The following is a 13,329-nucleotide window of genomic DNA, read 5'->3' as shown; positions in this document are numbered from 1 at the left end:
TACTCGCACACATCCTGTAACTCCCGTGGTACCCATACGCCATGCGACTGACTACCAAAGGCCGATACGCCGTGACCGCCATGCTCGACCTGGCGTTGCACGCGCAGCATGGGCCGGTGTCTCTGGCCGATATTTCCGAGCGCCAGGGCATCTCCCTCTCTTATCTGGAGCAGCTGTTCGCCAAGCTGCGCCGCAGCAGCCTGGTTTCCAGCGTTCGCGGCCCGGGCGGCGGCTACCAGCTGTCGCGGGGCATGGAAACCATCCAGGTGGCCCAGGTTATCGACGCGGTCAACGAATCGGTCGATGCCACCCGCTGCCAGGGCCTGGGGGATTGCCACGCCGGTGATACCTGTCTGACCCACCACCTGTGGTGCGATCTCAGCCAGCAAATCCATGAATTCCTCAGTGGCATCAGCCTGGCCGACCTCGTCATGCGCCGCGAGGTGCAGGAAGTCGCCCAGCGTCAGGACCTGCGCCGCGTCGCAGGCCGTAGCGCCCAGCTGGACAAGATTGAGACGTCCGCCGTCGACTGATAGCAGCGACGAGCGACGCCACCGCCTGATAGGAGATACTCAATGAAGTTGCCGATCTACCTCGATTACTCCGCGACCACCCCGGTCGACCCGCGCGTTGCCCAGAAAATGGCCGAGTGCCTGCTGGTCGACGGGAACTTCGGTAACCCGGCCTCGCGTTCCCACGTGTTTGGCTGGAAAGCCGAGGAAGCGGTGGAAAACGGCCGCCGCCAAGTGGCCGAGCTGATCAACGCCGACCCGCGCGAGATCGTCTGGACCAGTGGTGCCACCGAGTCCGACAACCTCGCCCTGAAAGGCGTGGCGCACTTCTATCAGACCAAGGGCAAGCACATCATCACCTCCAAGATCGAGCACAAGGCGGTCCTGGATACCGCTCGCCAGCTCGAGCGTGAAGGGTTCGAAGTGACCTACCTGGAGCCGGGCGAAGACGGCATCGTCACCCCGGCCATGGTCGAGGCCGTCCTGCGTGACGACACCATCCTGGTCTCGCTGATGCACGTGAACAACGAAGTCGGCTCGATCAACGACATCGCCGCCATCGGTGAGCTGACCCGCTCGCGCGGCGTGCTGTTCCATGTCGACGCCGCCCAGTCGGCCGGCAAGGTCGAGATCGACGTGCAAAAGCTCAAGGTCGACCTGATGTCGTTCTCGGCGCACAAGGTCTACGGCCCCAAAGGCATCGGCGCGCTGTACGTCAGCCGCAAGCCGCGTGTACGCCTGGAAGCCATCATTCACGGCGGTGGCCATGAGCGCGGCATGCGTTCGGGCACCCTGCCGACCCACCAGATCGTCGGCATGGGCGAAGCCTTCGCCATCGCCAAGCAGGAAATGGCCGCGGAAAACGTGCGCATCAAGGCCCTGAGCGACCGCTTCTTCAAGCAGGTCTCCGACCTCGAGGAGCTGTACGTCAACGGCAGCCAGACCCAGCGCGTGCCGCACAACCTGAACCTGAGCTTCAACTACGTCGAAGGCGAGTCGCTGCTGATGTCGCTCAAGGACATCGCCGTTTCGTCCGGTTCGGCCTGCACCTCCGCTTCGCTCGAGCCGTCCTACGTCCTGCGCGCCCTGGGCCGCAACGACGAACTGGCGCACAGCTCGATCCGCTTCTCCTTCGGCCGCTTCACCACCGAGGAAGAAGTCGACTACGCCGCGCAGGAAGTCTGCAAGGCAGTCAACAAGCTGCGCGAACTCTCGCCGCTGTGGGACATGTACAAAGACGGCGTCGACATCTCCAAGATCGAGTGGGCCGCCCACTAAGCAGTCGCCGGCAAGAGCGGCTCCCTGATGAGGAAGGAATTGCACCATGGCATACAGTGAAAAGGTCATCGACCACTACGAAAACCCACGCAACGTCGGCAAGATGAACGCCGAGGACCCGGATGTCGGGACCGGCATGGTCGGCGCTCCGGCGTGTGGCGACGTGATGCGTCTGCAGATCAAGGTCAACGAGCAAGGCATCATCGAAGACGCCAAGTTCAAGACCTACGGCTGCGGTTCGGCCATCGCCTCCAGCTCCCTGGCCACCGAGTGGATGAAGGGCAAGACCCTGGACGAAGCCGAGACCATCAAGAACACCCAGCTGGCCGAAGAACTGGCGTTGCCGCCGGTCAAGATCCACTGCTCGGTACTCGCCGAAGATGCCATCAAGGCAGCCGTGCGCGATTACAAGCAGAAGAAAGGCTTGGTCTGAGTCGACTGACGCAAGGTAGAGGTAAGGAGTTCCGATGGCTATCAGCATGACAGAAGCCGCCGCCAACCACATTCGCCGCTCCCTCGACGGGCGTGGCAAGGGTGAGGGTATTCGCCTGGGCGTGCGCACCACCGGCTGCTCGGGCCTGGCCTACGTGCTGGAGTTCGTCGACGAGCTGGCCGCAGAGGACCAGGTGTTCGAGAACCACGGCGTGAAGGTCATCATCGACCCGAAAAGCCTGGTGTACCTCGATGGCACCGAGCTGGACTTCGTCAAGGAAGGGTTGAACGAAGGCTTCAAGTTCAACAACCCCAACGTGCGCGGTGAGTGTGGCTGCGGCGAAAGCTTCAACGTCTGAGGCTGGCTGTGGGTACTCTTTGTCATTTCGCCCTGTTTGACCTGCAGCCGGGCTTCCGCCTGGACCTCGACCAACTGGCCACGCGTTATCGCGAGCTGGCCCGCGAGGTCCATCCGGACCGCTTCGCCGATGCTTCCGAGCGCGAGCAACGCCTCGCCCTGGAAAAATCCGCGGCCCTCAACGACGCCTACCAGACCTTGCGCAGTGCGCCACGTCGGGCCCGCTACCTGCTGGCCATCGGTGGCCACGAAGTGCCCCAGGAAGTCACCGTGCACGATCCGGACTTCCTGCTGCAGCAGATGCAGTGGCGCGAAGAGCTCGAAGAGCTGCAGGACGAAGCCGACCTCGACGGCGTGGGGGTGTTCAAGAAGCGCCTCAAGGCCGCCCAGGACAAGCTCAACGAGGATTTCGCCGCCTGCTGGGACGTGGCTGCCGAGCGCGACCAGGCCGAGCGCCTGATGCGCCGCATGCAGTTCCTCGACAAGCTCGCCCAAGAAGTGCGCCAACTCGAAGAGCGCCTCGACGATTAACCCCGGCGTCGCCCGTGATGACGCCTAAGGTACTCAGATAAGCATGGCCCTACTGCAGATCGCCGAACCCGGTCAGAGCCCCCAGCCGCACCAGCGCCGCCTGGCGGTGGGTATCGACCTGGGCACCACCAATTCTCTCGTCGCCGCCGTGCGCAGCGGGCGCAGCGAACCGCTGCCCGATGCCCAGGGGCAGTTGATCCTGCCGTCGGCGGTGCGCTACCTCGAAGGCCGCAACGAAGTCGGCCAGGCCGCCCGCGACGCCGCCTCCAGCGACCCGCTGAACACCATCCTGTCGGTCAAGCGCCTGATGGGGCGTGGCCTGGCGGACGTCAAGCAACTGGGTGAGCAACTGCCGTACCGTTTCGTCGGTGGTGAATCGCACATGCCGTTCATCGACACCGTGCAGGGGCCGAAGAGCCCGGTGGAGGTATCCGCCGATATCCTCAAGGTGCTGCGCCAACGCGCCGAGGCCACCCTCGGTGGCGAGTTGGTCGGTGCCGTGATCACCGTGCCGGCCTATTTCGACGATGCCCAGCGCCAAGCCACCAAGGACGCTGCGCGCCTGGCCGGCCTGAACGTGCTGCGCCTGCTCAACGAGCCAACCGCGGCGGCCGTGGCCTATGGCCTGGACCAGAACGCCGAAGGCCTGGTGGCGATCTACGACCTGGGTGGCGGTACCTTCGATATTTCCATCCTGCGCCTGACCGGCGGTGTGTTCGAGGTGCTGGCCACCGGCGGCGATACCGCCCTGGGTGGTGATGACTTCGACCATGCCATTGCCGGCTGGATCATCGAGCAGGCCGGGTTGTCCTCGGACCTTGATCCGGCTACCCAGCGCCAGTTGCTGCAGGCCGCCTGCGCCGCCAAGGAAGCCCTGACCGATGCCGATGTGGTCGTCGTCAGCCATGGTGCCTGGCAGGGCGAGCTGAGCCGCGCAGCCTTCGAAGCGATGATCGAGCCTCTGCTGGCCCGCAGCCTCAAGGCCTGCCGCCGCGCGGTGCGCGACAGCGGCGTCGAGCTCGAAGAGGTCGGCGCGGTGGTGATGGTCGGTGGTTCGACCCGCGTGCCGCGTGTGCGCGAAGCGGTCGGCACGCTGTTCGGCCGCACCCCGTTGACCTCGATCGACCCAGACCAGGTGGTGGCCATCGGCGCCGCCATCCAGGCCGACACCCTGGCCGGCAACCGCCGCGAAGGGGGCGAATTGCTGCTGCTCGACGTCATCCCGCTGTCCCTGGGCCTTGAGACCATGGGCGGGCTGATGGAGAAGGTGATCCCGCGCAACACCACCATTCCGGTGGCTCGCGCCCAGGAGTTCACCACCTACAAGGATGGCCAGTCGGCCATGATGATCCACGTGCTGCAGGGCGAGCGCGAGTTGATCAGCGACTGCCGCTCGCTGGCGCGCTTCGAGCTGCGCGGCATTCCGGCGATGGTCGCCGGCGCGGCGAAGATCCGTGTCACCTTCCAGGTCGACGCCGACGGCCTGCTCAGCGTGGCCGCTCGCGAACTGGCCTCGGGGGTCGAGTCGAGCATCCAGGTCAAGCCGTCCTATGGCCTGACCGACGGCGAGATCGCGCGCATGCTCAAGGACTCCTTCGAGCACGCAGGTTCCGACAAGCAGGCCCGCCAGTTGCGCGAGCACCAGGTCGATGCCGAGCGTCTGCTCGAAGCGGTGCAGGGCGCCCTCGATGCCGACGGTGAGCGCCTGCTCAGCAGCGACGAACGCGAGGCCATTGCCTTCCAGATGCAAGAATTGCGTGATTTGCTCACCGGCACCGATGGCGCCGCCATCGAGCAGCAGACCAAGCGTCTGTCGCAGGTGACCGATGCATTTGCCGCCCGTCGCCTTGATTCGACGGTCAAAGCCGCACTGGCCGGGCGCAACCTGAATGAGATCGAGGAGTAACCGATGCCCCAGGTGATTTTCCTGCCGCACGAAAAGTTCTGCCCGGATGGGCTGGTGGTTGAAGTGGAGCCGGGCACCAATATCCTGGAGCTGGCCCACGAGCATCACATCGAGATGGAAAGCGCCTGTGGCGGTGTGTGCGCCTGCACCACCTGCCATTGCATCGTGCGCGAAGGCTTCGACTCGCTCGAGGAAGCCGACGAGCTCGAGGAAGACATGCTCGACAAGGCCTGGGGCCTGGAAGCGCAATCGCGCCTGGCCTGCCAGGTGATCGTCGGCGACGAGGACCTCACCATCGAGATCCCCAAGTATTCGCTCAATCACGCCGCCGAAGCGCCGCACTGAGGGTTGCCCCATGAGCCTGAAATGGATTGATGTACTTGAGATCGCTATACAGCTTGCGGAAAGCAAGCCTGAGGTCGATCCTCGTTACGTGAATTTCGTCGATCTGCACCGCTGGGTACTGGCCTTGCCAGAGTTCAGCGACGATCCGTCACGCGGCGGTGAGAAAGTGCTCGAGGCCATCCAGGCGGCCTGGATCGAAGAAGCCGACTAAGCGTGACGCTGCAGGTTAGGCAATCCCCTGGAACCCGCGTATAATTCGCGGGTTTAATTTTTCGCAACACTCAATATTCTGGAGTTTTCCATGGCTGTTCAACGTACTTTCTCCATCATCAAGCCTGACGCCGTTGCCAAGAACGTCATCGGCGAGATCACCACTCGCTTCGAGAAAGCCGGCCTGCGCGTCGTCGCTTCGAAAATGAAGCAGCTGTCCAAAGCCGAGGCCGAAGGTTTCTACGCCGAGCACAAAGAGCGCGGCTTCTTCGGTGACCTGGTTGCCTTCATGACTTCGGGCCCTGTCGTTGTACAGGTTCTGGAAGGCGAGAACGCCATTCTGGCCAACCGCGAGCTGATGGGCGCCACCAACCCTAAAGAAGCTGCTGCCGGCACCATCCGTGCTGACTTCGCCGAGTCGATCGACGCCAACGCCGTTCACGGTTCGGACTCCGAAGCCGCCGCTGCTCGCGAAATCGCTTACTTCTTCGCTGCTACCGAGGTAACCACTCGCTAAGCGAAAGCTTACGGGTGAGGGTGAATCCATGACGACATCGACTGACAAGATCAACCTGCTGGGGCTGACCCTGGCGGAAATGGAACAGTTCTTCGACTCAATCGGGGAGAAGCGTTTCCGTGCCGGTCAGGTGATGAAATGGATTCACCATTTTGGCGTCGATGATTTCGCCGCCATGACCAATGTCGGCAAGGTCTTGCGCGAAAAGCTCGAGGCCGTTGCCGAGATTCGTGGTCCGGAGGTGGTCAGTGAAGACATTTCCGCCGACGGTACCCGCAAGTGGGTGGTCCGCGTTGCCTCCGGCAGCTGCGTCGAGACCGTCTACATCCCCACCGACGATCGCGGCACCCTGTGCGTGTCGTCGCAAGCCGGCTGCGCCCTGGACTGCAGTTTCTGCTCCACCGGCAAGCAAGGCTTCAACAGCAACCTCACCGCCGCCGAAGTGATCGGCCAGGTGTGGCTTGCCAACAAATCCTTCGGGACCGTCCCGGCCAAGATCGACCGCGCGATTACCAACGTGGTCATGATGGGCATGGGCGAGCCCCTGCTGAATTTCGACAATGTCATCGCCGCCATGAAGATCATGATGGAAGATCTGGGCTATGGCATTTCCAAGCGTCGCGTGACCCTGTCCACCTCGGGCGTGGTACCGATGATCGACGAGCTGGCCAAGCACATCGACGTGTCGCTGGCCCTGTCGCTGCACGCCCCGAACGACGAACTGCGCAACAAGTTGGTACCGATCAACAAGAAGTACCCGCTGAAGATGCTGCTGGACTCGTGCATGGGCTACATGTCCACCCTGGGTGGCAAGCGTGTGCTGACCATCGAGTACACCCTGCTCAAGGACATCAACGACCAGCCAGAGCACGCGGCGCAAATGATCGAACTGCTGCGCGACGTGCCGTGCAAGATCAACCTGATCCCGTTCAACCCGTTCCCGCACTCGGGCTACGAGCGGCCGAGCAACAACGCCATTCGGCGTTTCCAGGACCTGCTGCACCACGGCGGTTTCAACGTCACCACCCGCACCACCCGCGGTGACGACATCGATGCCGCCTGTGGGCAGCTGGTGGGCCAGGTCAACGACCGCACCCGTCGCAGCGAGCGCTACATCGCCGTGCGCCAGCTGGCCGCCGACGAGCCGCAAGACAGCGCCGCGCGCCCCTGACGAGCACCTGCCCATGACCTTGCGCGCCGCGCTGTCGATCCTGACGCTTTCGCTGCTGGCCGGCTGCGTGTCCGGTGGCGCGGGCGATCCCCTGGCCAGCCGCCAGGGGCGCGAGGATGCGGGCAGGGCCTATGTGCAGCTGGGCCTGGGGTATTTGCAACAAGGTTTGACCGAACAGGCCAAGGCGCCACTGGGCAAGGCCCTGGCCCTCGATAGCCGAGATGCCGATGCCCACGCCGCCCTGGCGCTGGTGTTCCAGGCCGAAGGCGAACCGGCATTGGCTGACCAGCACTTTGCCAAGGCGCTGGCGACCCAGCCGAATGACACACGAATCCGTAACAATTACGGCAGTTTCCTATATGCTCAGGGCCGTTTCGGCGAAGCCCAGGCGAACTTTCGCCAGGCCGCCGCCGATACCCTGTATCCTGAGCGGTCCCGGGTGTACGAGAACCTGGGGCTGACCGCCCTGAAGCTGGGGCAGGCAGCGCAAGCGCGCGGCTATCTGGAAAAAGCCCTTCGGCTCAATCAGCGGCAACCGAAGGCTTTGCTCGAAATGGCTGAGTTGTCCTACGAAAACAGGCATTATGTGCCGGCCCGGGACTACTACGATCGATTCAGCCAACTGAGCGACCAGAGCGCCCGCAGCCTGCTGCTGGGCAGCCGCCTGGCCCGTGCCCTTGACGAACAGGGCGACGCGGCCCGGCTGGGCCGGCAACTACAACGACTTTATCCCGGTACGCCGGAATATCAGCAATACCTGTCGGAGCAACGATGAAAGCCGCGCACACCGAAGTAGCAGCAGCGACTGGCCAGAACCCCGGTGACGTCTTGCGCCAGGCCCGCGAAAAGCGGGACTGGAGCCAGGCCGAGGTCGCTCGAAAGCTCAACCTCACGGTATCTTCGCTGAACAACCTGGAAAACGGCGCCTTCGACAAGCTGCCGGGGCACACCTTCGCCCGTGGCTACATTCGCGCCTACGCCAAGCTGATGGACATGGACCAGGCGCCGCTGGTCGAGGCTTTCGACCAGATCACCGGGAGCCACGCCAAGGGCAGCGAAGTGCATGCGCTGGGCCGTATCGAAGAGCCGGTGCGCCTGTCCCACAACATCCTGCGGGTGGTCAGCCTGCTGCTGCTGGTGGCCGTGGTCGGTGGTGGTTTCTTCTGGTGGCAGGACCAGAGCAGCCAGCGTGGCAAGGACCTGGCCAAGATTGCCCTGGAGCACGTAGAGGTCGAGAGCGCCGACGGCACCACCCAGATCCACCCGCTGGACGAGCCGGAAGACCAGGCCGTGAGCGAGGGCCAGCAAGCCGAGGGCCAGGCCCTGCCGCTGGAGCCCGCCATCCCTGAAGCGGCACCTGCCGAGGCTGCGCAAGCCCCGGCGGCACCCGCCAGCACTACCGCGCCGGTCGCTCCTGTGGCGCCGAGCGCGCCGCTCGCCAGTGCCCCGGCCCAGGCTGTCGCCAGCACGCCGGCGGCTCCGGTCGTGCCCGTGGTGCCCGCTGCCCCCGTGGCCGCGGCGCCGGTCAGCGAGGCCACCCCGGCCGCCGCCGGCAGCGCTAATGTACACATCCAGTTCACCGCCGATTGCTGGACCCAGGTCACCGACGGCAACGGCAAGGTGCTGTTCAGCGCCATCAAGCGCAAGGGCGACAGCCTGGAACTGACCGGCAAGCCACCGTTCGCGGTGCGCCTGGGCTTCGCCCGCGGCGCCCAGGTGAGCTACAACGGCCAGGCGGTCGATGTCGCCCCGTTCACCAGTGGCGAAACCGCTCGCCTGAAGTTGGGACAGTAAGTCATGCACGGCGAATCTCCGATCAAACGTCGCGAATCCCGCAAAATCTGGGTCGGCAATGTGCCGGTGGGTGGCGATGCCCCCATCGCGGTGCAGAGCATGACCAACACCGACACCAACGACGTGGCCGCCACCGTGGCGCAGATCCAGCGCCTGGTCGATGCCGGCGTGGACATCGTCCGCGTGTCGGTGCCGGACATGGACGCCGCCGAGGCGTTCGGCCGTATCAAGCAGTTGGTCAGCGTGCCACTGGTCGCCGACATTCACTTCGACTACAAGATCGCCCTGCGCGTGGCTGAGCTGGGCGTCGACTGCCTGCGCATCAACCCGGGCAACATCGGCCGCGAAGACCGCGTGCGCGCGGTGGTCGATGCCGCTCGCGACCGTGGTATCCCGATTCGTATCGGGGTCAATGCCGGCTCCCTGGAAAAGGACCTGCAGAAGAAGTACGGCGAGCCGACCCCGGCCGCGCTGGTCGAGTCGGCGCTGCGCCATGTCGAGCACCTTGATCGCCTCGACTTCCAGGACTTCAAGGTCAGCGTCAAGGCCTCCGACGTGTTCATGGCCGTCGAGGCCTACCGCCTGCTGGCCAAGCAGATCATCCAGCCGCTGCACCTGGGGATCACCGAAGCCGGTGGCCTGCGCTCGGGGACGGTGAAATCCGCCGTTGGCCTCGGTATGCTGCTGGCCGAAGGCATCGGCGACACCATTCGCATTTCGCTGGCGGCCGACCCGGTCGAGGAAGTGAAGGTCGGCTACGACATCCTCAAGTCGCTGCACCTGCGTTCGCGTGGCATCAACTTCATCGCCTGCCCGAGCTGCTCGCGGCAGAACTTCGATGTGGTCAAGACCATGAACGAGCTGGAAGGGCGCCTGGAAGACCTGCTGGTGCCGCTGGACGTGGCGGTGATCGGCTGCGTGGTCAACGGCCCGGGCGAAGCCAAGGAGTCGCACGTGGGCCTGACCGGTGGCACGCCGAACCTGGTGTACATCGATGGCAAACCGTCGCAGAAGCTGAACAACGACAACCTGGTCGATGAGCTGGAAAAGCTCATCCGCCAGAAAGCGGCCGAGAAGGCCGAGGCCGACGCGGCGCTGATCGCCCGCGGCTGACACAGATTCGTAAGGACTATTCGTGAGCAAATCGCTGCAAGCCATTCGTGGCATGAACGACATCCTGCCCGACCAGTCGCCGCTGTGGCGCTACTTCGAGGGCACCGTGGCCGGCCTGCTGGACAGCTACGGCTACAGCCAGATCCGCACGCCGATCGTCGAGTTCACCGAGCTGTTCAAGCGCTCCATCGGTGAAGTCACCGACATCGTCGAAAAAGAGATGTACACCTTCGAGGACCGCAACGGCGATTCGTTGACCCTGCGCCCCGAGGGCACCGCCGCCTGTGTGCGCGCCGTGCTCGAGCATGGCATCACCGGCAACGGCCAGGTGCAGAAGCTCTGGTACATCGGCCAGATGTTCCGCCACGAGCGCCCGCAGAAAGGCCGCTACCGCCAGTTCCACCAGATCGGCGTGGAGGTGTTCAACCTCGACGGCCCGGACGTCGATGCCGAGCTGATCATGCTGACCTGGCGCCTGTGGGGCCTGCTCGGCATCCAGGATGCCGTCGAGTTGCAGCTCAACAGCCTGGGCACCAGTGAAGCCCGCGCGCGCTATCGCGACGCGCTGGTCGACTACCTCAGCGCCCGCCTCGAGCAGTTGGACGAAGACAGCCAGCGCCGCCTGAAGAGCAACCCGCTGCGCATCCTCGACAGCAAGGATGCGAACACCCAGGCGGTGCTGGTCGGCGCGCCTAAGCTGGAAGACTACCTGGACGAAGAATCCCGCGTGCACTTCGAGGGCCTCAAGGCCCGTCTCGACGCCGCCGGCATTCCGTTCGTGATCAACACCAAGCTGGTGCGCGGCCTGGACTACTACAGCAAGACCGTGTTCGAGTGGGTCACCGACAAGCTCGGCGCCCAAGGCACCGTCTGCGCCGGCGGCCGCTACGACGGCCTGGTCGAGCAGATGGGCGGCAAGCCGACCCCGGGCGTTGGCTTCGCCATGGGCATCGAGCGCCTGATCCTGCTGCTGGAGACCCTGGGCAAGGTGCCCGAGTCGCTCAGCCGTACCCTCGATGTCTACCTGTGCGCCTTCGGCGAGCCGGCTGAGCTGGCAGGCCTGCGCCTGAGCGAAAGCCTGCGCGACCGCCTGCCGGGCCTGCGCCTGGCGGTCAACGCTGGTGGTGGCAGCTTCAAGAGCCAGTTCAAGAAAGCCGACAAGAGCGGCGCCTTGTTCGCCCTTATCCTGGGTGACGACGAACTGGCCAAGCAAGAGATCGGCCTCAAGCCCCTGCGTGGCCAGGGCGAACAACAGAACATTGCCTGGGATGCTCTGGCAGAGCACCTGGAAACCGCGATCGCGCAAGCGTAACGCGGTTCAACAAGCGAATAGGCGAAAAGGAGTATTGGGGTGTCGAGTACCGATGATGATGATCTGGCAGGGATCAAGGACTGGTGGAACCGCAACGGCAAGCCGCTGCTGACCGGTGCCTTGCTGGCCGGCGTGGTGGTGATGGGCTGGCAGACCTGGCACAAGTACCAGGCCAACCAGTCGCAAGGTGCCTCGGCGCTGTACCAGGCTCTGCTGGAAACCTCGCTGACCCCTGACGGCAAGCCGGATGCGACCAAGGTCGCCGAGCTGTCGAGCAAGCTCAAGAGCGAGTTCGGCGGCAGCGCCTATGCCCAGTACGGCAGCCTGTTCGTGGCCAAGGTCGCGGTCGAGAGCGGCAAGCTGGACGATGCTGCCAGCGAGCTCAAGGGCGTGATGGAAAAACCGGCCGATGCCACCCTGGGCGAGATCGCCCGCCAGCGTCTGGCCCGCGTGCTCGCGGCCCAGGACAAGGCCGAGGATGCGCTCAAGCTGCTCGACGGTGATACCGACAAGGCCTTCCAGGCCAGCCGTGAAGAACTCAAGGGCGACCTGCTGGTACAGCTGGGTCGTGCCGACGATGCGCACAGCGCCTACGAGAAAGCCAAGGCCGCGCTGTCCGACGACGCCGCGATCGGTGGCCTGCAACTGAAGCTGGATGACCTGGCCAAAGGGGACGCCTGAAGTGAAGGGTTGGAAAACAGCAGCTGTGCTCACCCTCGCCGTACTGGCCGCGGGTTGCAGCAGCAACAGCAAGAAGGAACTGCCCCCGGCCGAGCTGACCAAGTTCACCGAGGAAGTGGTGCTCAAGAAGCAGTGGAGCCGTTCGATCGGTGATGGCCAGGGCGAAACCTACAACACCCTGGTACCGGCCATCGAGAACGAGCGCATCTACGCTGCCGACGTCACCGGCAAGGTGTTCGCCCTCAACCGTGTCAACGGCGACGTGGTGTGGAAGCAGGACCTGGAGCTGCCGGTATCCGGCGCGGTCGGTGTCGGCTACGGCCTGGTCATGCTCGGCACCCTCAAGGGTGAAGTGGTTGCCCTGGACGCCAGCACCGGTGAGGAACGTTGGCGTTCCCGCGTCACCAGCGAAGTGCTGGCACCGCCGGCCAACAACGGCGACGTGGTGGTGGTACAGACCCAGGACGACCGCCTGATCGGCCTGGACGCCGCCACTGGCGATCGTCGCTGGATCTACGAGAGCAGCCCGGCGGTATTGACCCTGCGTGGTACCGGTGCCCCGGTGGTGACCAACCGCCTGGCCATCGCCGGCCTGTCCACTGGCAAGGTGGTGGCGGTGGACATCAGCAACGGCGTGCCGGTATGGGAAAGCCGCGTGGCGATTCCGCAGGGCCGTTCCGAGCTGGACCGCGTGGTGGACATCGACGGCGGCCTGCTGCTGTCCGGTGGCACCCTGTACGTCAGCACTTATCAAGGCCGCGTCGCCGGTCTGGATCTGGACAGCGGCCGGGTACTCTGGCAGCGCGATGCCAGCAGCTATGTCGGCGTCGCCCAGGGCTTCGGCAACGTCTACGTGAGCCTGGCTTCGGGCACCGTCGAGGGTGTCGATGAACGTTCCTCCAGCGCATTGTGGAGCAACGACAGCATGGCCCGTCGTCAGCTGTCGGCGCCGGAAGTGTTCTCCAGCTACGTGGCGGTGGGTGACTTCGAGGGTTACCTGCACCTGCTCAGCCAGGTCGATGGCCGCTTCGTCGGCCGTGAGCGTATCGACAGCGATGGCCTGCGCGCCCGGCCCCTGGTGGTCGGCGACACCATCTACGTCTTCGGCAACAGCGGCAAGCTCGAGGCACTGACCATCCGCTGAAGCTAAGCTTGGGGCTCTGACCGGC

16 protein-coding genes are annotated in these 13,329 nt (G+C 64.5%); all 16 read left to right on the top strand.

Annotation, left to right across the window (positions count from 1 at the left end):
* The first annotated feature begins 41 nt into the window (after positions 1-41).
* Positions 42-533, top strand: coding sequence for a Fe-S cluster assembly transcriptional regulator IscR (iscR, locus tag ACODS5_RS07630; protein WP_042111731.1), 492 nt, complete (start codon positions 42-44; stop codon positions 531-533).
* A gap of 42 nt (positions 534-575) precedes the next feature.
* A complete protein-coding gene (locus ACODS5_RS07625) occupies positions 576-1,790 on the top strand; it encodes an IscS subfamily cysteine desulfurase (protein WP_134689989.1) in 1,215 nt (404 codons plus the stop codon).
* Positions 1,791-1,836: 46 nt separating this feature from the next.
* Positions 1,837-2,223, top strand: coding sequence for a Fe-S cluster assembly scaffold IscU (iscU, locus tag ACODS5_RS07620; RefSeq protein WP_010452756.1), 387 nt, complete (start codon positions 1,837-1,839; stop codon positions 2,221-2,223).
* Positions 2,224-2,257: 34 nt separating this feature from the next.
* Positions 2,258-2,581, top strand: coding sequence for an iron-sulfur cluster assembly protein IscA (gene iscA / locus ACODS5_RS07615; protein ID WP_023630636.1), 324 nt, complete (start codon positions 2,258-2,260; stop codon positions 2,579-2,581).
* A gap of 8 nt (positions 2,582-2,589) precedes the next feature.
* Entirely contained in the window at positions 2,590-3,111 is a 522-nt protein-coding gene (gene hscB / locus ACODS5_RS07610) for a co-chaperone HscB (RefSeq protein ID WP_134689988.1), read from the top strand.
* 43 nt (positions 3,112-3,154) lie between these two features.
* Complete coding sequence (hscA, locus tag ACODS5_RS07605; RefSeq protein ID WP_134689987.1) at positions 3,155-5,017, top strand: Fe-S protein assembly chaperone HscA; 1,863 nt, start codon at positions 3,155-3,157, stop codon at positions 5,015-5,017.
* A 3-nt stretch (positions 5,018-5,020) separates the two neighbouring features.
* On the top strand, positions 5,021-5,362 hold the full coding sequence (gene fdx, locus ACODS5_RS07600; RefSeq protein WP_134689986.1) for an ISC system 2Fe-2S type ferredoxin: 342 nt from the start codon (positions 5,021-5,023) through the stop codon (positions 5,360-5,362).
* A gap of 10 nt (positions 5,363-5,372) precedes the next feature.
* Complete coding sequence (gene iscX / locus ACODS5_RS07595; protein ID WP_003257859.1) at positions 5,373-5,573, top strand: Fe-S cluster assembly protein IscX; 201 nt, start codon at positions 5,373-5,375, stop codon at positions 5,571-5,573.
* Positions 5,574-5,663: 90 nt separating this feature from the next.
* Positions 5,664-6,089 (top strand): nucleoside-diphosphate kinase, encoded by a 426-nt coding sequence (ndk, locus tag ACODS5_RS07590; protein ID WP_023630072.1) that lies wholly within the window; start codon positions 5,664-5,666, stop codon positions 6,087-6,089.
* Positions 6,090-6,117: 28 nt separating this feature from the next.
* Positions 6,118-7,260 carry a dual-specificity RNA methyltransferase RlmN gene (gene rlmN, locus ACODS5_RS07585; RefSeq protein WP_134689985.1) on the top strand — a complete coding sequence of 381 codons (1,143 nt, stop codon included), beginning with the start codon at positions 6,118-6,120 and terminating at the stop codon, positions 7,258-7,260.
* Between the two features lie 13 nt (positions 7,261-7,273).
* On the top strand, positions 7,274-8,035 hold the full coding sequence (gene pilW, locus ACODS5_RS07580) for a type IV pilus biogenesis/stability protein PilW (protein WP_489108326.1): 762 nt from the start codon (positions 7,274-7,276) through the stop codon (positions 8,033-8,035).
* The gene (locus ACODS5_RS07575; protein WP_489108325.1) at positions 8,032-9,054 is read left to right on the top strand and encodes a RodZ domain-containing protein; all 1,023 of its coding nucleotides are present in this window, start codon (positions 8,032-8,034) and stop codon (positions 9,052-9,054) included. The genes pilW and ACODS5_RS07575 overlap by 4 nt, the downstream gene beginning before the upstream one ends.
* A 3-nt stretch (positions 9,055-9,057) precedes the next feature.
* Positions 9,058-10,167 carry a flavodoxin-dependent (E)-4-hydroxy-3-methylbut-2-enyl-diphosphate synthase gene (gene ispG, locus ACODS5_RS07570; RefSeq protein ID WP_134689982.1) on the top strand — a complete coding sequence of 370 codons (1,110 nt, stop codon included), beginning with the start codon at positions 9,058-9,060 and terminating at the stop codon, positions 10,165-10,167.
* A gap of 22 nt (positions 10,168-10,189) precedes the next feature.
* Entirely contained in the window at positions 10,190-11,479 is a 1,290-nt protein-coding gene (gene hisS / locus ACODS5_RS07565) for a histidine--tRNA ligase (RefSeq protein WP_134689981.1), read from the top strand.
* A 39-nt stretch (positions 11,480-11,518) separates the two neighbouring features.
* Positions 11,519-12,160 carry a tetratricopeptide repeat protein gene (locus ACODS5_RS07560; RefSeq protein WP_134689980.1) on the top strand — a complete coding sequence of 214 codons (642 nt, stop codon included), beginning with the start codon at positions 11,519-11,521 and terminating at the stop codon, positions 12,158-12,160.
* On the top strand, positions 12,135-13,304 hold the full coding sequence (gene bamB, locus ACODS5_RS07555) for an outer membrane protein assembly factor BamB (RefSeq protein ID WP_134689979.1): 1,170 nt from the start codon (positions 12,135-12,137) through the stop codon (positions 13,302-13,304). The genes ACODS5_RS07560 and bamB overlap by 26 nt, the downstream gene beginning before the upstream one ends.
* Positions 13,305-13,329 lie beyond the last annotated feature (25 nt).

Source organism: Pseudomonas sp. FG47, assembly GCF_057809115.1.
This window is presented reverse-complemented; position numbering and strand designations above follow the sequence as displayed.